This window comes from Ornithinibacillus halotolerans (assembly GCF_014637405.1).
Taxonomy (GTDB): domain Bacteria; phylum Bacillota; class Bacilli; order Bacillales; family Amphibacillaceae; genus Ornithinibacillus; species Ornithinibacillus halotolerans.
This window is the reverse complement of record NZ_BMEY01000010.1, coordinates 70789-91461: the sequence shown is the minus strand read 5'-3', so window position 1 is coordinate 91461 and position 20673 is coordinate 70789. Positions and strand designations below refer to the sequence as shown.

24 protein-coding genes and 1 pseudogene are annotated in these 20673 nt (G+C 35.2%); 20 read left to right on the top strand and 5 right to left on the bottom strand.

The features are described 5' to 3' along the window. Positions 1-22: 22 nt before the first annotated feature. Positions 23-1180, bottom strand: a complete 1158-nt coding sequence (locus IEV35_RS11210) for an MFS transporter (protein WP_188384747.1) — start codon at positions 1178-1180, stop codon at positions 23-25. 86 nt (positions 1181-1266) lie between these two features. Here IEV35_RS11210 and IEV35_RS11205 point away from each other — a divergent pair, with 86 nt between their 5' ends. The 7 genes from IEV35_RS11205 (at position 1267) to IEV35_RS11175 (ending at position 6567) form a co-directional block, all read left to right on the top strand. Then, positions 1267-1437, top strand: a complete 171-nt coding sequence (locus IEV35_RS11205) for a hypothetical protein (RefSeq protein ID WP_229740725.1) — start codon at positions 1267-1269, stop codon at positions 1435-1437. A gap of 36 nt (positions 1438-1473) precedes the next feature. Continuing rightward, positions 1474-2079 (top strand): class I SAM-dependent methyltransferase, encoded by a 606-nt coding sequence (locus IEV35_RS11200; protein WP_188384745.1) that lies wholly within the window; start codon positions 1474-1476, stop codon positions 2077-2079. Between the two features lie 60 nt (positions 2080-2139). Next, entirely contained in the window at positions 2140-2514 is a 375-nt protein-coding gene (locus IEV35_RS11195; protein ID WP_188384744.1) for a VOC family protein, read from the top strand. A 16-nt stretch (positions 2515-2530) separates the two neighbouring features. Continuing rightward, positions 2531-3283, top strand: coding sequence for a GNAT family N-acetyltransferase (locus IEV35_RS11190; protein ID WP_188384743.1), 753 nt, complete (start codon positions 2531-2533; stop codon positions 3281-3283). Positions 3284-3424: 141 nt separating this feature from the next. Continuing rightward, complete coding sequence (locus IEV35_RS11185; RefSeq protein WP_188384742.1) at positions 3425-3799, top strand: ArsR/SmtB family transcription factor; 375 nt, start codon at positions 3425-3427, stop codon at positions 3797-3799. Beyond that, the gene (locus IEV35_RS11180) at positions 3780-5912 is read left to right on the top strand and encodes a heavy metal translocating P-type ATPase (protein ID WP_188384741.1); all 2133 of its coding nucleotides are present in this window, start codon (positions 3780-3782) and stop codon (positions 5910-5912) included. The genes IEV35_RS11185 and IEV35_RS11180 overlap by 20 nt, the downstream gene beginning before the upstream one ends. Before the next feature lie 190 nt (positions 5913-6102). Beyond that, positions 6103-6567 carry a MarR family winged helix-turn-helix transcriptional regulator gene (locus IEV35_RS11175; RefSeq protein ID WP_188384740.1) on the top strand — a complete coding sequence of 155 codons (465 nt, stop codon included), beginning with the start codon at positions 6103-6105 and terminating at the stop codon, positions 6565-6567. Positions 6568-6600: 33 nt separating this feature from the next. Here the strand turns inward: IEV35_RS11175 and IEV35_RS11170 are convergent, their stop codons facing one another. The 3 genes from IEV35_RS11170 to IEV35_RS11160 are packed head-to-tail and all read right to left on the bottom strand — an operon-like array spanning position 6601 to position 9009. Further along, positions 6601-7158, bottom strand: coding sequence for a 5' nucleotidase, NT5C type (locus IEV35_RS11170; RefSeq protein WP_188384739.1), 558 nt, complete (start codon positions 7156-7158; stop codon positions 6601-6603). Further along, positions 7155-8261, bottom strand: a complete 1107-nt coding sequence (gene ribD / locus IEV35_RS11165; RefSeq protein WP_188384738.1) for a bifunctional diaminohydroxyphosphoribosylaminopyrimidine deaminase/5-amino-6-(5-phosphoribosylamino)uracil reductase RibD — start codon at positions 8259-8261, stop codon at positions 7155-7157. The genes IEV35_RS11170 and ribD overlap by 4 nt, the downstream gene beginning before the upstream one ends. Continuing rightward, on the bottom strand, positions 8254-9009 hold the full coding sequence (locus IEV35_RS11160; protein ID WP_188384737.1) for a GTP cyclohydrolase II: 756 nt from the start codon (positions 9007-9009) through the stop codon (positions 8254-8256). The genes ribD and IEV35_RS11160 overlap by 8 nt, the downstream gene beginning before the upstream one ends. Before the next feature lie 242 nt (positions 9010-9251). Here IEV35_RS11160 and IEV35_RS11155 point away from each other — a divergent pair, with 242 nt between their 5' ends. The 13 genes and pseudogenes from IEV35_RS11155 to brnQ all read left to right on the top strand — a co-directional run bounded on the left by IEV35_RS11155 (position 9252) and on the right by brnQ (position 19835). Continuing rightward, on the top strand, positions 9252-9587 hold the full coding sequence (locus IEV35_RS11155; RefSeq protein WP_188384736.1) for a PadR family transcriptional regulator: 336 nt from the start codon (positions 9252-9254) through the stop codon (positions 9585-9587). After that, on the top strand, positions 9588-10097 hold the full coding sequence (locus IEV35_RS11150; protein ID WP_188384735.1) for a DUF2812 domain-containing protein: 510 nt from the start codon (positions 9588-9590) through the stop codon (positions 10095-10097). Between the two features lie 166 nt (positions 10098-10263). After that, the gene (locus tag IEV35_RS11145) at positions 10264-10587 is read left to right on the top strand and encodes a PadR family transcriptional regulator (RefSeq protein WP_188384734.1); all 324 of its coding nucleotides are present in this window, start codon (positions 10264-10266) and stop codon (positions 10585-10587) included. After that, complete coding sequence (locus IEV35_RS11140) at positions 10580-11140, top strand: HAAS signaling domain-containing protein (RefSeq protein ID WP_188384733.1); 561 nt, start codon at positions 10580-10582, stop codon at positions 11138-11140. The genes IEV35_RS11145 and IEV35_RS11140 overlap by 8 nt, the downstream gene beginning before the upstream one ends. After that, positions 11133-11942, top strand: a complete 810-nt coding sequence (locus tag IEV35_RS11135; protein WP_188384732.1) for a DUF4097 family beta strand repeat-containing protein — start codon at positions 11133-11135, stop codon at positions 11940-11942. Before IEV35_RS11140 ends, IEV35_RS11135 begins: the two co-directional genes overlap by 8 nt. Before the next feature lie 207 nt (positions 11943-12149). Then, complete coding sequence (yfkAB, locus tag IEV35_RS11130) at positions 12150-13274, top strand: radical SAM/CxCxxxxC motif protein YfkAB (protein ID WP_188384731.1); 1125 nt, start codon at positions 12150-12152, stop codon at positions 13272-13274. A 122-nt stretch (positions 13275-13396) separates the two neighbouring features. Then, positions 13397-13810: pseudogene (locus IEV35_RS11125) on the top strand (ATP-binding cassette domain-containing protein); the annotation flags it as partial. Positions 13811-13832: 22 nt separating this feature from the next. After that, on the top strand, positions 13833-14555 hold the full coding sequence (locus tag IEV35_RS11120) for an EcsC family protein (protein ID WP_188384802.1): 723 nt from the start codon (positions 13833-13835) through the stop codon (positions 14553-14555). Positions 14556-14776: 221 nt separating this feature from the next. Continuing rightward, a complete protein-coding gene (locus tag IEV35_RS11115) occupies positions 14777-15718 on the top strand; it encodes a metal ABC transporter solute-binding protein, Zn/Mn family (protein ID WP_188384730.1) in 942 nt (313 codons plus the stop codon). Position 15719: 1 nt separating this feature from the next. Then, a complete protein-coding gene (locus IEV35_RS11110; protein WP_188384729.1) occupies positions 15720-16478 on the top strand; it encodes a metal ABC transporter ATP-binding protein in 759 nt (252 codons plus the stop codon). Next, positions 16459-17388, top strand: coding sequence for a metal ABC transporter permease (locus IEV35_RS11105; protein WP_188384728.1), 930 nt, complete (start codon positions 16459-16461; stop codon positions 17386-17388). Before IEV35_RS11110 ends, IEV35_RS11105 begins: the two co-directional genes overlap by 20 nt. 1 nt (position 17389) lies before the next feature. Continuing rightward, complete coding sequence (locus IEV35_RS11100) at positions 17390-18265, top strand: metal ABC transporter permease (protein ID WP_188384727.1); 876 nt, start codon at positions 17390-17392, stop codon at positions 18263-18265. Positions 18266-18476: 211 nt separating this feature from the next. Next, positions 18477-19835 (top strand): branched-chain amino acid transport system II carrier protein, encoded by a 1359-nt coding sequence (gene brnQ / locus IEV35_RS11095; RefSeq protein WP_188384726.1) that lies wholly within the window; start codon positions 18477-18479, stop codon positions 19833-19835. 45 nt (positions 19836-19880) lie between these two features. Here brnQ and IEV35_RS11090 read toward each other — a convergent pair whose 3' ends face one another. Continuing rightward, positions 19881-20531, bottom strand: coding sequence for a GntR family transcriptional regulator (locus IEV35_RS11090; RefSeq protein WP_188384725.1), 651 nt, complete (start codon positions 20529-20531; stop codon positions 19881-19883). Positions 20532-20673 lie beyond the last annotated feature (142 nt).

Below are 20673 nucleotides of genomic sequence, written 5' to 3'. Positions count from 1 at the left end.
CGGGATATCCCAACGGTATTTTTTAATTTACTGCTATTTCTGTTTGTTTACTCTTTAGCGATATATACATTGTTCCTAGAGAGGCAATAATTAATAGTCCACCGATAAATGCATTTGCATGGGTAGTAGCTTGTCCAATAATAATTCCACCTAGAAATGCACCACTTGCAATTCCAAAGTGGAGGGCAGAATTACTTAAACTTTGTTGAATTTCTGATGTGCTAGGTGATGACTCAATTAAATAACTTTGCATCGCTGGCGAAATAGCCCAGCTCATGACTCCCCAAACGACTAGCATGAATAGAAATACAGGTAAAATATTTGTAGTATAAGGAATTACCATCATAACAGCACCAAAAATTATAATAGCTACTACAATCGTTCTCTTTGTTCCAAGTGTATCAGCTAATGTACCACCAATACCCCCACCACTAACAGCAGCTACTCCAAAAACAAGGAAGAGTACGCTTATCCATGTTGCACTGCCGCCCATCGTTTCCTGTAAAAAAGGTTTAAAATAAGTATAAAGTACAGAATGCCCTGTCATATATAAAAAGGTCGTAAGATGTGCAAAAAGTATTTTACGGCTTCTCAAAGTTGCCAACTGAACCTTAAGTGGCACAGGAGGGCTAGGTTCTACCCGATCCATCCAGAAATACACACCAATAATAGAGAGAGCCGTTAAGATGGTAATGAGTACAAATGGTGCCCGCCAACTAAATGTTTCTCCTAACATTAAACCAATTGGAACACCGAGTACGAGTGATCCACTAACACCCATTGATACAATCCCAATTGCTCGTCCACGATATTTTGGCTCTACAATTTTAGGAGCCATAACTAAACAAAGAATAATTAGAAGTGCACAGCTAAAGGCAGTAATTGTCCTACCGATAAAGAGAATCGTATATGTTGGACTAAGAACGGAAATTATATTTCCAATTAAGAATAAAAATAAGAAGTTCAATGTTAATTTTTTTCGTTCAATTTTTGCTGTCAATAATAATAGAATGGGTGCTGCAATCGCAAAGATTAATGAAAAGATAGTTACTAGAAACCCAGCAGCTGCTAAGGAGACGTTTAAATCTTCAGCAATTAAATCTACTAACCCACTAATGATTAATTCAACCATTCCAACAATAAACGAAACAATCATTAAAAAGTATACGCGTTTATCCATGAAGTCCGTCCTTTCTGTTTACCTAATTAATAATAAACTGGTTGTTGGTTGAAAACAAGTGGGACGTGGTATATTCGGGTAACACGTTGGTGGTTTTGATAGAAGCTAAAGATATGGTTGAAGTAGCTAAAGATGTTGCAAAAGTAGCTAAAGTTTATAGTAAAGTGGCTAAAGTTTCCATCAAACTAGCTAAAGATTATGTCAACCACCTAATTTTAGGCAAAAGTCACCTTGTTATTGCCTCCAAACAAGCGTAAGATGACAATAAACCACCAATTTAGGGAGAAATTTATATGAAGGAGTATTCCTACGAAAAATTATTAAACATTCGAACAAGTGGAATAGGTGTTCCAAATAGTTTAATTCATTATCACCCTTATGAACCGACACCATACGAAGCATTAGAGGCATTGTTTGAACAATATGAAGTATATAGAACTGACCATTATGTTGATTTTGGTTGTGGGCTTGGTAGACTAAATTTCTATATTCACTATTTTTATCATGCCTCCGTTATTGGAGTAGAGATGAATGAGATTTTTTATAGAAAAGCAATAAAAAATAAAAAACAATATGCAAAGAAATTGAAGCGATCTATCGATAATAAATTACAGTTTATATGTTGTAAGGCAGAAGAATATCCAATTTCCTCAAAAGACAATCATTTCTATTTCTTTAATCCATTTTCTATTCATATCTTTCAACATGTTGTAAATCGAATTCTTAACTCTGTAGAAGATCATCCACGGGAAATTAATCTTATTTTGTACTATCCTTCTGAGGAATACATTTTTTACCTAGAGAATGCAACAAACTTCGAGCTTTTACAAGAAGTGGTAGTTCCTATTCTTTCTAACAGAAATGCTAATGAGCGTTTTTTAATTTATCGATTAAAATAAAGGGAATGGGAATTATTTGATGAATAGTAATACTAATAGATTATGAGATGGAGTGAGAACATGAATAATCCAATTCAAAACAAGATGAATACGATTTTTATCCATGTGACTGATTTAGCCCAATCTGTAAAATGGTACTCAGATTTACTGGGGCAAGATTATGACTTAAACACTGTTCAACGTCCAGTCTATAATTTGAAGGTGGATCAACAAGTCGGTATTACGCTAGATGCAGGGCCAGAGGGTGAAGTTAAAAAGCTTGGAAATCAATCCTATCCACTGTTTAACTTTCATACAGATAATATTGATGAAGCATATAATTTTATCAAACAGTTAGATTATGATGTTGAGTCAGAGATTGTTAGATTCGAAGACTTTTCTTACTTTAATTTAAAAGATCCAGATGGTAATATCATCATGATTTGCACAGGGTAACAGGGAGGAGACAGCAATGAATATTGCATTTGAAAACATACAAACAATTGGTCATATTATAAACGAAAACAATCTTTATAAGCATTTCCATTATCCCGAGATGTTATCCCGATATGATAGTAATTTTATTGAATTTAAACAGATGCCAACGCTAGAGGAGTTTGTGCAAATAGAAAACTATCTTCGGGATTTCCATCTTAAAAATGGGCAAGAGCATCTTAAGTTTATCTTTCCCCAAGACATAGAAATTTCAAGTGATGTCAATCAACATTTAAACAATAAAGACTACTCGATAGGATTTCTAGAACTTTATAAAATTCAGCCAGAGAATTTTACAGATGTAATAGGAAATGAGGGAATCTCTATTGAGGTAGTGAATTCTTTTACATTGCATGATTATTTAAATTTACAATTTCATCAGGACTTACAATTCGGTGAAAACTTTGCAAAAGAGAAACAAAATTCACTTCGAAATTGTTTTGAAGATGAAAGTATTGTTCAAATTATTGCTTATTATCAAGATACGCCTGCAGGAGCGGTAGATGTAATTTTAACAGAAGATACTGCTGAGATTGATAATCTATTTGTAATAGACAACTTACAACGTAAAGGTATTGGTAGCCAACTTCAAAAATTTGTCATGAAAATGGTTCATGATAAAACGGTAATTCTAGTTGCAGATGGGGAAGATACACCGCGGGATATGTATCAAAAACAAGGTTATACCTTATGTGGATTTCAATATGAAGCCTTAAAAGTCTTTAAATAGGGGACTGTTCTTAGGAGGAGGAACAGTCCCCCTTTTTATTTTATACATCCAAACAACTATTTGAGTATTTGAATAGCAATATTAACCTTTATTACATATACTATTAATATAATCAAATGACTATTTGAATGAGGTGCTTATATGGTAGATACAACTACGAAACACGTACAAAAAGAAACTTGTGATACATTTTGTTATGATGAACAAAAAGTAAACCGAATAAAATCACAAGTGGATGAAGTGAACGGAGTGGAGCTAATATTTAAAGCATTATCAGATGGTACCCGTTTAAAAATTGCTTATGCATTAACACTTGAAGAGGAGTTATGTGTGTGTGATGTAGCAAATATTATAGGATCGACTACAGCGACTGCATCCCATCATTTAAGATTGTTACGGAATATGGGCTTAGCAAAATATCGTAAAAAAGGAAAATTAGTTTTCTATTCGTTGAAGGATCGACATATTAACCAATTAGTTTCCATTGCGCTAGTACATGCGAAAGAAGGTGAATAAGTTGGAAGATGCAAAACAAGTATACCGATTACAAGGGTTATCCTGTACTAACTGTGCAGCAAAGTTTGAGAAAAATATCCGCGATATTGGAACAGTTGAGGATGTGCAATTAAACTTTGGAGCAGCAAAGCTTACGATTCAAGGAGAAGCTACTGTAGAGCAATTGGAAGAAGCTGGTGCGTTTGATGGAATAAAAGTGCTCCCTGAAAAACAAAGAGAAACAGAGGAAAAACAGTCTTTTTGGACAAAGCGTGAGAATGTAACAACGATAAGTTCATTATTATTCACGATCATTGGTTACATGCTTTTCTTCACATTGGGAGAATCTCATCAATTAACGATAGGGTCATTTCTAATCGCAATTATCATAGGTGGTTTTACACTGTTTAAAGTCGGATTGAAAAACTTAACGAAACTACAGTTCGATATGAAAACTTTAATGACGGTAGCCATTATAGGTGCAGCAATTATTGGTGAATGGGCAGAAGGAGCAGTTGTTGTCTTTCTCTTTGCCTTAAGTGAAGCACTCGAAAGCTATTCGATGGATAAAGCACGTCAATCGATAAAATCGCTTATGGATTTAGCTCCAAAAAGAGCGTTAATTAAACGAGGCAGCAATACGTTAGAAATAGATGTAGAAGATGTACAAATAGGAGATATTTTACTAATTAAGCCAGGCCAAAAAATTGCGATGGACGGAGAAGTAGTTAGTGGTCAATCCGCAGTCAATCAAGCAGCTATTACTGGGGAATCAATTCCAGTTCATAAAATGACAGGTGATGAAGTGTTTGCAGGAACATTGAATGAAGAGGGCTCATTAGAAGTTCGTGTGACTAAAGGAGTGAAAGATACTACTATTGCAAAAATCATTCATCTAGTTGAAGAAGCTCAGGCTGAGAAAGCACCTTCTCAACAATTTGTTGATCGATTTGCAAAATATTATACACCGGCAATTATGGTTATCGCGCTTTTAGTTGCTACGATTCCACCTCTTCTATTCGGTGGTAATTGGTCCGAGTGGGTATATAGCGGATTAGCGGTATTAGTTGTTGGCTGTCCTTGTGCACTAGTAGTCTCAACACCAGTTGCTATCGTAACAGCGATAGGTAATGCTGCCCGAAATGGGGTCTTAATTAAAGGTGGAATTCATCTGGAAGAGACAGGTCGACTAAATGCAATTGCTTTTGATAAAACAGGCACACTAACAGAAGGAAAACCAGATGTAACCGATATTGTTATGTTAGCTGATAAAAATGAAAAAGAAATTTTAAGTGTCGCTCAAGCGATTGAACAATTCTCTCAGCATCCACTAGCTTCAGCTATTACTCAGAAGGCTGAACAAATGCAAGCCCGAAAGTATTCAGCGGACAGTTTTGCCTCTATAACAGGTAAAGGCGCCATGGCAACAGTAAATGGAAGAGAGTATTTTATTGGTAAACCCACATTATTTGAAGAAATGATGACAATAGATACACCGACACTTTTCAAAATTAGGACACTGCAGTCAGAAGGTAAAACTGTAATGTTACTTGGTACGGATAAAAAACTAGAAGCAATAATTGCGGTTGCAGACCAAATACGCAAAACAAGTAAAACGATCCTTCAAAAACTTCATGAATTGGGGATTAAACAAACAGTGATGCTTACTGGAGATAACGAGTTAGCAGGTAATGCTATTAGTAAAAGGCTAGGAATACTGGAAACAAAAACAGAACTATTACCTGAAGAGAAACTAACTGAAATAAAGCGATTAAAAAAGCAATATGGGAATGTTGCGATGGTTGGAGACGGGGTAAATGATGCACCTGCTTTAGCAACTGCCAATGTCGGCATTGCAATGGGTGGTGCTGGAACAGATACTGCACTAGAAACTGCAGATATTGCTTTAATGGCAGATGATTTAGAGAAATTACCATATACGATTTCATTGAGTAGGAAAACATTATCTATTATTAAACAAAATATATCATTTGCACTTGCTTTGAAAATAATTGCGTTATTACTTGTAATTCCAGGTTGGCTTACGTTATGGATTGCTATTTTCGCTGATATGGGAGCAACCTTGTTAGTTGTCCTGAATTCGATGCGATTAATAAAAAAGGAAGTACTATAGGGTATCCCTTGTAGTACTTCCTTTTTATAGAATTCGTTATTTTTTACAAAAATAATGTTGAACCGTTTCTATAACAGAACTAGTCATTAATGAGAAATATAGTTAATCACTATATGCATCATAGAAAATCATAACAGTTTAAGTTATACTATACTAAAACTTAATACAATGGGTAAAAGGATTGATACTAATGAATAATTCAAACCAGTTTAACAAGGATGAGGAATTATCTCTAAAGTTATTTATTGTTTTAACAAGAGCGCTTCAAGCTATAGAAAATCAAGTCACACAAAACATTAAAAGTTATGGTCTTAATTTGACTGAATTTGGTGTTCTGGAATTGTTGTACCATAAAGGTGGACAACCAATCCAAAAAATTGGTGAAAAGGTTCTCCTAGCTAGTAGTAGTATTACATATGTTGTGGATAAATTAGAAAAGAAAAGCTATTTAGCTCGTGAGGCATGTGCTTCAGATAGAAGAGTGACCTATGCTGTTATCACAGAAGCGGGTACTAAATTAATGGATGAAATTTTTCCTAAACATGCTAAGGCGATGAGTGAGATAATGGGTGGACTTTCAACAGAAGAAAAGCAGGAAGCAATCCACCATTTAAAAAAACTAGGCCTATTCGCAGTAGGAATAAAAGGAGAATAATATAAAAGGTATTGCCCATAGCGGCAACACCTTTTATAGTTTATTGAAAAATTCAGACCAATTTGTAATTCGTTCATAATTTGATGTTCGATTATAAGACTGGTCTTTTAAAAATAATCGGATTGGTTCATTTGATAATGTATCCAAAATTGTCGGTTTATCATCAACATAATAATCAAGATCCAACTTTTTGATGATATGAATCTTTTCATGATCCTTCATTCCATAGAAAAAATGTCCATCGACAACAGGAAATCCACGTTGTTTTAGCCACTCTTTTGTTCGTTCTCCATGATCCTTTGGTCTAGCTGTAATATAAAAAACCTCATGACCATCTTCAATTAATTTATTTAATACTTCGACTGCACCTTCAAAAGGAGGGCAGTTGGTGTAGTAAATTTCCTCAAGTGAACTCTTCCATAGTTGACTACCTTCTTCATCTGTTAATCCAAACGGTTCATGGATTTCTACTCTTTGGAGAGCATGATATTCAGAGAGAGGTACATTTTTATTTAAATTATTCTTGTAAATATGGAAAGCATGTTCTCGCAGATTAATTAACGTATCATCAATATCAAATCCAAATCTCATTCTATCCCTCTATGTTTATAAACTGGATATCCGACAAATTTAAAGTCTTTTCCAATCTTAATAATATTTGTATCAATTAGTTCAATAGCATCCTTCATTTCAGCTATTCCAGTTCCCTCTAAAAATGTAGGTGCGTGTTTTCCACCTACTAATTTTGGCGCAAAGTATAAGATAACTTTATCTATTAATTGATTTTCTAAGAAGGCTGCATGAATGGTACCGCCGCCTTCGATAAACAAAGATGAAACTTGATGTTCCCCTAATATTTTTACAACCTCTTTTGGATCTACGACATTTTCGCTAGAGGTCACAAAGACTCGAACACCTTTTTCCTCCAGGAGTGGTACTTTCGTTTGATCATAGTTCTTACTTGTAAAAACCCAAGTTTCCGCTTGTTGATCGGTAACTACAGTTGCATCTAATGGAATCCTCAAAGAAGAATCCATAATCACTCGAAGTGGATTACGGCCATTAGGAATTCTTGTTGTTAATGCAGGGTTATCTTCCAAAACGGTGTTAATTCCCACTAAGATAGCCATATTTTGATTTCGCAGCTGGTGAACATCAAGTCGAGCTTCTTCAGAAGTAATCCATTTACTGCTATATGTGTGAGTTGCGACTTTCCCATCTAGTGTCGTTCCAGCTTTCAAAGTGACGAATGGTTTTTTTGCGAGTATAAATTTGTTAAAAACTTCATTCATTTGAATAGATTCTTTCTCGCGAACTCCAGTAATCACTTCTATTCCAGCATCTTTTAATATTCTAACACCATTTCCAGCTACGATAGGATTTGGATCAAGTGTTGCAATAACTACTCTTTTTATACCAGCTTGAACAATTGCTTCTGCACATGGGCCAGTCCGACCGTGGTGAGAGCAAGGCTCGAGCGTTACATAAATGGTGCCGCCTTTTGCCTTTTCACCAGCCATTCGCAACGCATGAATTTCTGCGTGTGGCTCTCCTGCTTTAAGGTGAGTTCCTACTCCAACAATACGGTTTTCATTTACGATAACCGATCCTACAAGTGGATTAGGATCGGTTTGTCCTTTCATTGCTTGAGCATTTTGTAAAGCTAAATCCATATAAAATTCATGGCTAGTCATTGGAGCAGTTCCTTTCCTCTTTCATATGTCCAGACTTTTCTACCTTTGTCTGAAGGTAGCGCTCATTATATTCAGACACATCTCCCCAAAGTGGAATACGGCCAGTGACATCTAAACCAGAATTTTTCAATGCTTCGAGTTTTAACGGATTGTTCGTGATTAATGTTACCGATTTAGAGCGTAATTGCTTTAGTACTTGAATGGCATCTGAATAATTTCTAGAATCATTTACAAAGCCAAGAGCTTCATTCGCTTCCACGGTATCATAGCCATTTTCTTGTAAAATGTATGCCATTGCCTTAGAAAATAAACCAATGCCTCTACCTTCATGGTTAGCAAGGTAGAAGATCGCACCAGTACCATGTTCCTTAATCTTATGCATGGATTCACGCAACTGAAATCCGCAATCACATCGTTTACTTCCAAAAATATCCCCTGTATGGCAAATAGAGTGCATTCGAATTAATGCATCATCATCGTTTTCAAAATCACCATAAACTAATACGCTAGATTGCTGGTATTCAGCTAAGTTTTGCGATGATAAATTATCGATTATTTTCTGATAGTCATTTGTTGCATCTGTACAGTTTAACCAACAGTACCATTTAAATTCGACAGTTTCTCCATATAGATTTACTGGAAGACGGATTGGACCGACTAAATAAATGGCACCTTCTGAAGTTTTTATTGACTGTATTTTATCTTTTAAGACGGATAGTACGTTTGATTCTAATTTAGTTTGTTCCATATACTTACCCCTTTCACTGCCATTAGTATAAAGAAAAATTGGTCATGCTTCAATTTATCTTTCTCGTAATTAAGGATAATTAATCTATTATGTATAAAATATGCGTTTTCGTGAAGATGGTTTGTATTCTGAAAAATAAATTAAAGAACCAATTGCAAACAAATTAATTTCATGTTACTATATCGATAGACGATATATCGCTAGTAGATACATCGAGTCGTGATATAAGAGGCGGTGATAAAATGGCTAAACAACCAGAAGCTTTTCTGCCTTTGTCCCAAGCAACCTATTACATTCTCTTATCTTTAAGGGAAGTTCGTCATGGTTATGGAATTATGCAGGATGTAGAAGAGGTAAGTAAAGGCGAAGTAAATCTGGGACCAGGTACGTTGTATGGTGCATTAAGTAAATTAGAGAAGCAAGCAGTTATCCAGAAGATTTATGTGCAAGAGGATGAGAGAAGGAAGTATTATGAACTTACTAAATTAGGAAAAAAAGTACTACAACTAGAGTACAACCGATTAAAGTCTGTAGTTGAGAATTCAGGTGAACTAATTAAAGAAATGGAGGAGAAGTAAATGACAGTAAAGAAGTTTAAATTATGGTTAGCTCCTAATATTTCGAAAGAGGAAGAGTGGTTAACCGAAATGTCTCAAAAAGGATTACATCTAACAAAATATCGATTCTTTACGTATCATTTCGAGGAAGATCCAACAAAATCATATACGTATCAAATCGATTTTAGACAAGGAGCTAAGTACGATTACTTTCAATTATACAAAGATGCAGGTTGGGATCATATAACTGAAGTAATTGGGGTTTTTCACTATTTCCGTACAGAATCTACTAATTCAGAAGTGAAAAAAATATACTCTGATAATCAATCAATTCAGGATTCTTATATTCGCATGCGTGGTTTTTATTTGTTAATATTCATCCTATTTCTTGTTTCCCAAATAGGAGCACTCACATCATGGAGTGGATGGCCGAGATATATTGTTATTGGTGTCGATGTTGCGGTTATTGTTATTTATTTACACTTGTTCTATGTGTTTAACAAACGGATTAATTTTTATAGAAAATTGTAACTGCAGTGAGATGGAACAGTTTACTAGAACTGTTCCATCTACATAAGAAAAAGACAATATTTAATGTGGTTCAGGAGGTTTCCTGAGCTTTTTAAGTTCCAGTATTTTTTTATTTTAGTACCTTGCATTGAATAGTAGTTGAACTACTTATAGAGAGGTGAAAGATTTGAATGTACAGTTCAAAAAAGGTGTGTTAGAACTTTGTGTTCTTGTTCTTCTAGATAAACAAGATCGATATGGCTATGAATTAGTGCAAAAAATATCAGACCAAATTGCAATATCAGAAGGGTCCGTATATCCATTATTAAGAAGATTAACGAAAGAAGGGTATTTTACCACTTATTTAAAGGAGTCTTCGGAGGGACCAAGTCGAAAATATTACGCATTAACTGAAGAAGGAAGAACATATCTTGGAGATCTCTTAGCAGATTGGGAGAAGTTTACAAATGGTGTGAATCAATTAATAAAGGAAGGTGTAAGGGATGAATAAAGCGCAGTTTTTGGAGAAACTAGATAATTCGTTAAAGCGTCTACCTTCTTCGGAAAGAGAAGACATTATACAAGATTTTTATGAGCACTTTGAAGTGGGTATGAGTGAAGGGAAGTCTGAACAAGAGATTGCAAAAGCACTTGGTAATCCGCAGCAAATAGGAAAAGAAATGGTTGCTAACTATCGTCTTGAACAAGTAGAAGAAACGGCTACAACTGGAAATGTACTTCGAGCAGTATGGGCTGTTATTGGATTAGGATTCTTTAATCTTGTCATTGTCTTAGGACCATTTATTGCCCTAGCAGCAATTGTGTTTTCCGGATGGGTTGGTGGACTTGGATTTATATTAACACCAATCTTGTATGTAATTAATGTGGTAATTTACCCGGAAATATTTACGTTCTATGATTTATTCTTTGCAATCATGTTATCTGGTGTAGGCATTTTTATAGCAATTGGAATGTACTATGTAACCCGCTGGTTAATGAAAGGATTTGTGAAATATTTGAACTTCAATGTAAGAATGGTGAAGGGAGGAATGGGAAATGCCTAAACTTAAAATGTTGATGATGATTGCATCTACTCTTGTTGTTGTTGGAATAGTAGGGGTATTGTTTACATTTAAGTCAGCTGGTGCAGGTGAGGAAATTAATGATACAAAAGTTATTCAAAATCCTAATATCACGGAAGTATCAGTTGAATCAGAGAACGCAACAATACTGGTATTACCGACATCAGATGATCTAATATCAGTAACTTTTGAAGCGAAAGAGTCAAAGTATGATAAATATAAATTTGATATTAATGAAGAAGGAGATACTCTTTCTATAGAACTAAAAGAAAAGACGATTCGATTTATCAACTTTCATTTAGATTTTGATTTTTCAGGTCCAAAGATTACTGTGTACTTGCCAGAAAAACAATATGAAGAATTAATTGTTGATAACATTAATGGCAAGATTAATGTTGATAGTATTAATGTTGATAATATTAATGCGAAGACGGTAAATGGGCGGATTGAGATTGAAGAAACGAATACTAATTCAACTACTGTTTCTTCAGAAAATGGAAGTGTAATCTTAAAACATGTAAATGGTGACATCACAAGTGACCTTGTCAATGGAAGCACAACCTTTATTACAGATAATCTAAACCGTTCCATCGATTTAGAATCAGTAAATGGAAAAATTACCGTACAAACAACCGAAGAACCAACAAATGCGACAATAGAAGTGGATGTTGTGAATGGAAAAGTAAGTGTATTTGAAAATGATACACGATCAATGGTTTACGGTAATGGAGAACATAAAATTCAGTTGAAGACTGTAAATGGAAGTGTGACTGTTTCTAAATAAATAGTTTATAGGAGGGATAGGGGCAAATGTCTCTATCTCTTATTATTTTTGGAAAAAGTTTGGTCAGTCCAATAAAGCAACTTAGTAATATATATTATGCTATAGGATTTTAGTTTTTTCGCTAGTAGTAAAATGGTAGAATAAGAGCCGGATTCCATTTGTATATTGAAGATATAAACAACAAGATGTATCTGAAAGGAGATTTACATGAGAATATCTGAGCAAAAACCGATGACCCCGGAGTTTGATCCTTGGGAAGCATATTTAGATATGAAAGAACATGGGAAAATGGTGTTATCTAATATTGAATTTACAACAACCTATATGTGTAATATGCGCTGTGCTCACTGTGCAGTTGGATATATGCTAGAAGCTATAGATCCAGATGCATTACCTATTGAACTATTAATCAAGCGATTAGAGGAAATTCCCCATTTAAGAACATTGAGTATTACTGGCGGAGAACCGATGATGAACAAAAAATCAGTTCGAAACTATGTAGTACCTCTATTGAAGTATGCTCATGAGAACGGAATTCGGACACAGATTAATTCCAATTTAACATTGCCGTATGACCGCTATGAAGAAATAATTCCATATCTAGATGTCTTACATATATCACATAACTGGGGGACAGAAGAGGAATTTGCGGAGACTGGGTTTGCCCATATGGAACGTAAGCCAACTGAAGATAACCGTAAAAAGTATTTCGCTAGAATGATAGAAAATTCGCAAAAACTGTCAGAACAAGGGGTAATGGTATCTGCAGAAACGATGTTAAACAAAAGAACGTATCCATACCTTGAGAAAATCCATGATCAAGTAATTGAAATGGGCTGTAGCCGACATGAAATTCATCCTATGTATCCGGTCGATTTTGCTAGTCAACTAGAAACCCTAAAATTAAATGAAATACGTACAGGTATTACGAGGTTATTAGAGCATCGTAATCAAGATATGTGGATGCTGTTTGGTACATTACCATTTTATGCTTGTAATTCTTCAGAGGAGGATTTAGCTTTACTAAAGAGACTATATCGAGAGAAAAATGTAACCGTACGAAATGATCCAGACGGAAGATCCCGATTAAATGTAAACATTTTTACCGGAGATGTAATTGTAACAGACTTTGGTGATGAAGAGCCATCCTTAGGAAATATCCAGGATATTACACTTCCAGAAGCATATCATAATTGGATGAAGTCAAAGACAGCTAAAAGTCTTAATTGTCATTGTCCTGCTGTTCAATGTTTAGGACCAAATTTATTAGTAAAAAATGTATATTATACGGATGTTGATTTCCAAAAGAGAAAGGCAAATATTAGCTTATAAACAGTAGGGTTATATTTTGAACAGAAGGCCTCTAATTCTTATTTTTATGGAATTGGGTTTTTTGATTTTAGTTATTACCCCTTAAATAGGTTATTCTTTAATTAGAAGAGAATTTTGATGAAATTCCTGATGAAAAACTATGGGAAGTTGCAAAAATGGCATATGCAGACGAGTTCATTAAAGGGTTTGATAAAGGGTTGGATACAGAAGTTGGGGAACGTGGTGTCAAGTTATCTGGAGGACAAAGACAGCGCATTAATATCGCGCGTGCATTCTTACGAGATCCGAAAATCCTTATGATGGATGAGGCAACTGCAAGTCTTGATAGTAAATCAGAAGGAATAGTACAAGAGGCACTTACTCGATTAATGGAAGGACGTACAACATTTGTCATTGCACACAGATTATCCACAATTGTTGATGCAGATAAAATTATTTTCATTGAAAATGGAAAAGAAACAGGTGCAGGTACGCATCATGAGTTAATAGAAACCCATGATTTATATCGAGAGTTTGCTGAACAACAACTTACATGATCGATTAATGGAAGGTGATAAAATGAAGGAATACGAGTTAAAGGTGTATGGAGAAGTTCAGGAGTGGCGTCAAAAAATATTAAAACCATCCAGTATATTTAATCGGTTATCTAAAAAGGCTCAAAATCGTATTAACCATGTCATCCCAGAGAAAGCACATCAGATGATTACAGATGCAATAAAAAACATGGTTAAAGCTACCTTAGTAGGGTCAGACCTTACTACTAGAAAGCCAAACATTGGTATGACATTAATGGAAAGAGATGAGCTTTTAAGAGAAAAGCTATCTGTATATCGTAAAACTGCAACAGTGGAAGGTGCTGGTACTGGTGCAGGAGGTATCTTCCTTGGCCTTGCTGATTTCCCACTATTATTATCTATAAAGATGAAGTTTCTGTTTGAAGCAGGAGCTGTTTACGGATTTGATACAAAAAATTATGAGGAAAGACTGTTTATTCTTCATATTTTCCAGTTAGCCTTCTCAAGTGATAATAAACGACGGGAAACTTTTTATATTATTGATAATTGGGAGGAGCAGAAGAATAAGTTGACCGATATGGATTGGAGAGTTTTCCAGCAAGAATACAGAGATCATATTGATCTTGTAAAGATGTTACAACTAATTCCAGGATTTGGTGCAATCATTGGTGCATATGCAAACTATAATTTATTAGATCAATTAGGTGAAACAGCAATGAATGCTTATAGAAATAGAATACTTACTTCTATACCTAATGATTATTAAATTAGAAACAAAGGATGAGTTCCTTTGTTTTTTTTATTAGTTTTAAAAAAAATTAATTAACCAAACATTACCTATATGCATAGTATTATCTCATGCTAAATGTTTCCCTAATGCAAAATTTAAAGTCTTGACAAAAAATACTTGACATATACAAACCACTCTATTTATATTGGTAATAACTAATAAAGTTTCCTTAGGGAAAAATAAAAAGGAGAGTGCAAATGAGAAAGAGTATAAAATACTGGGTTGTTGTCTTGATTAGTCTAGGATTATTACTTCTTGCAGCATGTTCGGAAAAAGAATCATCAACTGAATCTACCAATGAAAAAATAAAAATTATTACCACAATTGCCCAAATAGCAGAACCGCTATCTGTAATTGGAGGAGATTATGTTGAAGTTACTAGTTTAATGGGACCATCAGTTGATCCACATTTATATAATGCGACTCATGGTGACATTACTAAAATTGATCAGTCAGAGATTGTGTTTTATAACGGATTAAACTTAGAGGCTAATATGGTTGATATTTTTAATGAAATGAGCGCTTCAAAACCTGTATTAGCAATTGGCGAAACGTTATCAGGGGATTTGCTATTGGAAGATGAGACAGGTGCGATCGATCCACATATTTGGTTTGATTTAGATCTATGGAAACTTGCGTTGGAATCAGCAGTTAGAGAATTACAGGATTATGCTCCTGAGCATAAAGATTATTTTGAAGAGAATATGGAAGACTATTTTTCTAAAATTGATGATTTAAAAGAGGAAGCCAAGAAATTAACAGAAATTCCTGCAAATAACAGATACTTAGTTACTGCCCATGATGCATTTGGATACTTTGGAAATATGCACGAACTTGAAGTAATTGGACTGCAAGGATTGAGTACGGATGGGGAGATAGGTGTATCTGATATTCAAGATACGATTAGTATTATTAAAGAGTACAATGTTCCCGCTGTATTTATTGAAAGTAGTATCAATGATAGTTCCATTAATGCCGTAATTGAAGGTGCAAAAGATGAAGGAGTAGATGTATCCCTTGGTGGAGAACTCTATTCTGATGCAATGGGTGAGGCAGGAACAGAGGAAGGCACCTATTTAGGAATGTATCGGCATAATGTGGAAACGATTTATAACGCATTGATGGGAGGAGTGGAATAGTATGTCTAAGTTTGTATTAGAGGTCGAGAATTTATCTGCTTCTTATCGCAAAAATATAGTACTAGAAGATGTGAATTTTCGAGTGAAGCAAGGATCATTAACAGGTATTGTTGGGCCAAACGGTGCAGGTAAGTCAACTTTAATTCAGACACTATTACAACTCCATCCATCGTTAACAGGAAAAGTAGAATTCTTTAATCGCCCCTTTAATAAATCCAAACAATCAATTGGTTATGTGCCCCAGAGGGGGTCTGTAGACTGGGACTTTCCAACGAACGCATTAGATGTTGTGGTGATGGGGTTATATGGAAAGATAGGGTGGTTAAAATTACCTTCCCGTGCCCATAAGAGATTAGCATATGAAGTATTAGAGAAGATGGATATGGTTAAATATGCGGATAGACAAATAAGCCAGCTGTCCGGTGGGCAAAAGCAACGTGTTTTTCTTGCTCGTGCTCTCGTTCAAGATGCTGAGTTTTACTTTATGGATGAACCACTAGTTGGCGTGGATGCAGCAACTGAAAAAGCAATTATGGAGATATTGAAGGAATTAAAGACAAATGGAAAAACAGTCATGGTTGTTCATCATGATTTACAAACCGTAGAGGATTATTTTGATCATGTTTTATTCCTAAATAAAACGGTCATCGAACATGGAAAAACTTCATCTGTGTTTACGACAGAAAATATTTCTCGGACCTATGGTGGGAAAATGAAGTGGGCTATGGAGGAGGGGTCTCATGTGGTCGATACTCGCTAGTAGTAATTTTCAGTGGGTATTAGCAAGCACCATGATCTTAGGAGTTGCAGCTGGAATGGTAGGATTACTTGCTTATTGGAAGAAACAAAGTTTAATGAGTGATGCACTTGCACATGCAGCGTTGCCAGGGGTTATTATTGCTTTTCTTTTATTAGGAGAGAAGAACCTCTTTATTCTAATCATTGGAGCTGCAATAAGTTCATTAATCGGTGCCTTCTTAATTCAGTGGATTCAATCCGCGACAAGGATAACGGAAGATACAGCAATGGGAATGATCTTGTCTATATTTTTTGGGCTAGGGATTATGTTATTAACCATTGTCAATCGTTCAGCTGGTGGTAACCAAAGTGGATTAGATAGTTTTATCTTTGGGCAGGCAGCATCCATGGTAAAGTCAGATGTATTCACGATGTTAATCCTTACTTTAGTTGTAATTCTCATTGTTTTTCTTGGTTTTAAAGAATGGAAGATCTACTTGTTTGACCCACAATTTGCAAGAGGGTTAGGACTATCCAGTAAAGGCATGAGCGTAATCTATACTGTTGTACTAGTGACCACAATTGTTGTAGGTATTCAAGCAGTAGGGGTAATTTTAATTGCTGCCTTATTGATTATCCCGTCAGTGAGTGCAAGGTACTGGACCAACTCATTTTTCTGTATGTTATTACTTTCCGCACTATTTGGTGGTTTATCGGGAATAATCGGAACTTATTTGAGCGCAATTGGTAAGGGCTGGCCAACAGGTCCATTTATCGTTATTGTTGCAGCTAGTTTCTTCGTTCTTTCATTAGTTTTTGGTAAAGAAAAGGGTATACTTGTAAGCCGTTTAGAATTTAATGCACAGCGAAAACTATTAAACTCTCAAACTAATGCTAATGCGAATACATTAGATTCAAAAGGGGTGCATTAATTTGTCTTATACAGCTTGGATTATTGTTACGGCATCTTTGGTTGGACTTTCTTGTAGTTTAATCGGTGTCTTTCTTATTTTAAGGAAAATGGCTATGATGGCAGATGCAATAAGTCATACAGTTTTGCTCGGTATTGTTGTTGCTTACTTAATAACAAAGGAACTTTCAGGACCTCATATGCTAATTGGTGCTATCATTGCGGGATTGTTAACTGCGATATTAGTACAATGGCTTAATAATCTAAGTATAGAACAACATGCATCTTTGGGTATTGTGTTTACGACATTGTTTGCAATAGGCGTTATCTTGATTGCAACTTCTGTTGGTAACGCTCATCTTGATGTCCAACATGCCTTAATGGGGGAAATAACGTTTATTCCGTGGGAGACAGTAACTATACCAGTACTTGGTAAAATACCTGAAGCCACCCTCTTACTTGGAGTTGTTTTACTAATTGTCTTGATTTGCATTATTGCCTTTTATAAGGAATGGAAGATAACAACATTTGATCCTGCCCTCGCTGCTAGTCTTGGGATACCAGTAGTATTTATGCATTATCTGTTTATGAGTCTAGTGTCAGTTACTACCGTTGCTTCTTTTGATGCTGTAGGGGCTATTATGGTTGTTGCAATGTTAATAACCCCGGCTGCGTCAGCATATTTATGGACAGATAAATTAATAACGATGCTTGTAATAAGTGCTATTTTTGGAGTTATATCGGCAATAATTGGTTATTATATAGCGGCATGGGTTGATACTTCAATATCAGGTTCAATGGCATTTGCAACGGGCATTATATTTATGTTAAGCTTTGTTAGTTCTCCAAAACATGGATTATTAGCTAAATATACAAAGCCTATGAAGTCAGTAGTGTAATTAGTGACTAATACATCAACGTTCAAGTAGATGTATTAGTTTTTCGTTTAGACAGAAATTACCAAATAGATAATATCATTAAAAATTTCAAAAAATTTAGTATTAGTATATTGCATTTCGCAAAAAATCATAGTATGATGTTAATCATATTAAGCAATATATTGCATAAATTATCTGATAATTTCGACACAATCATCAAGGAGAGGAAATAATGAAGGAAAAACTGTCTCTATCATCATATTTTGTAATCGGAGTAATGCTTTTTGCACTATTCTTTGGGGCTGGTAATCTAATCTTCCCAGCGCAACTTGGACAAGCAGCGGGAACAAACCTATGGCCTGCCGTTATTGGGTTTTTAATTACAGGTGTTGGGTTACCATTTTTAGGGGTATTTGCTATCGGCTTCTCTGGAAGTAAAGATTTACAAGATCTTTCCAGCAGAGTGCACCCGGTTTATGCTGTATTTTTCACATCGCTTCTTTATCTTACAATTGGACCATTCTTTGCTGCACCGAGAACAGGGGCTGTTGCTTTTGATATAGCATTTTCACCTCATTTAGGTGATGGGAATCAACAAATCGCATTATTAATTTTTACGGTAGTTTTCTTTGCAGTATCACTTTGGTTCTCATTGAATCCGGCAAAGATTGTTCAAAATGTAGGGAAACTCTTAGCTCCAGGGATCGTATTATTACTAGGGATACTCCTTGTTTTGGTTGTATTTAAACCTATGGGAACTGCGCAAGGGCCGCTAGAGGCATATCAAGGAAATGCGTTTGTGACTGGTTTTCTAGAAGGTTATAATACAATGGATGCACTTGCATCATTAGTTTTTGGAATTATTGTTATTAAAGCTATTCGTTCCATGGGCGTAAATTCTAATGGGGGAGTATTGAAAGCTACTGCAAGGACTGGAATTATTGCTATTTCCTTATTAGGAGTGATCTATGTAGGAATTGCATATTTAGGTCAAGTAAGTGTAGAAGCATTTGGAGTATTTGATTCTGGTGGTAAAGTATTAAGTGGTGCCGCGGATTATTACTTTGGTACGTTTGGAGCGATATTATTAGGAGTAGTCATCATTCTCGCTTGTTTAACGACTAATATTGGATTAATGACTGCATGTGCTGAGTATTTTCATCGCTTACTTCCAAGATTTAGTTATAAGCAATTAGTAGTATTCTTTACAACATTAACTTTTGTAATTGCTAACTTTGGATTAAATAACATAATCACTTATTCTATCCCGGTATTAATGTTCCTTTATCCATTAGCGGTAGTACTTATGCTATTAACATTTGCATCGCCATTATTTAACCATTCAAGAATTGTCTATGTTTCAACAATTGGGGTAACATTTCTTATTAGTATCTTCGATGGGTTAAAAACTTTATATGCCTCACTCGAAATTGAGGGGTATGGATTCTTCCAACCTGTAGTTACATTCTATGAGGAAGTACTGCCATTATATAATGAAGGCCTTGGTTGGTTATTACCAGCTGCAATCGTAATCGTTATTACTGGGGCAGTTGTTCGTTTGCAAAATGTATCGAAGCCAGTAAAAGTATAATAAAAAAAGATCGGATCCTAAGATAGACTAGGAGTCCGATCTTTTTTATACATTAAAGTCTTTAAGAATACTAATCCAATTTTGCTTCATTAGTTCAGATGCTTTTTCTTTATTACCATTTTCTATGTAGTAAATAATCTGATCGTGAACGTCTATTGAGCTTTCAGAAAGTATAATAGAATTATGGAAAAATAAACGTCTAACATGAGCCTGTAATTTCTCGACTATCCCGGATATATAGGAATTGTTAGCTGCTTCGACTATTAATTGGTGAAATTCCTCGTCAATATTAAGAGCGGCTGGAAAGTCTTTTCTGTAAAGAGCTTCTGCAAACTGTTGGTTAATACTTTTTAGAGTAGAAATTTCATTTTTTGTTAAATAGTCAATTGCAATCTCCGTCGATAAGGCTTGTAATACAGCTAGTGGTGGTAATAGATCTTTAATCGATTCTTTTTCTACTTCAGTAACTTGAGTTGCTTTTCCTGGATACATTTTAACAAGCCCTTGTGATTCCAAAAGTTGCAATGACTCTCGTACCGGCGTTCTACTGACACCTAATGCTTTAGCGAGTTCGGTATCATTTAACTTCTCCCCAGGATATAAAGTTCCATCAATAATCCAATGCAGTATCTGTTTGTATGCGCTTTCTTTTGCTGTAGTCCGAATTGGCTTAGAGTGATTGACAGGTACTGGCATAGTTATTCCCCCCTCCCAAACTACCTATTTATAGTATACATGAAAACTAGTTCCTGTGAATACGGCTTTTTTTAGCCAGGTTGTTTAAATTGTGTTTTTCAGTAAAAACTGAAACAATATAGAAGATTAACTGAAAAGGAGT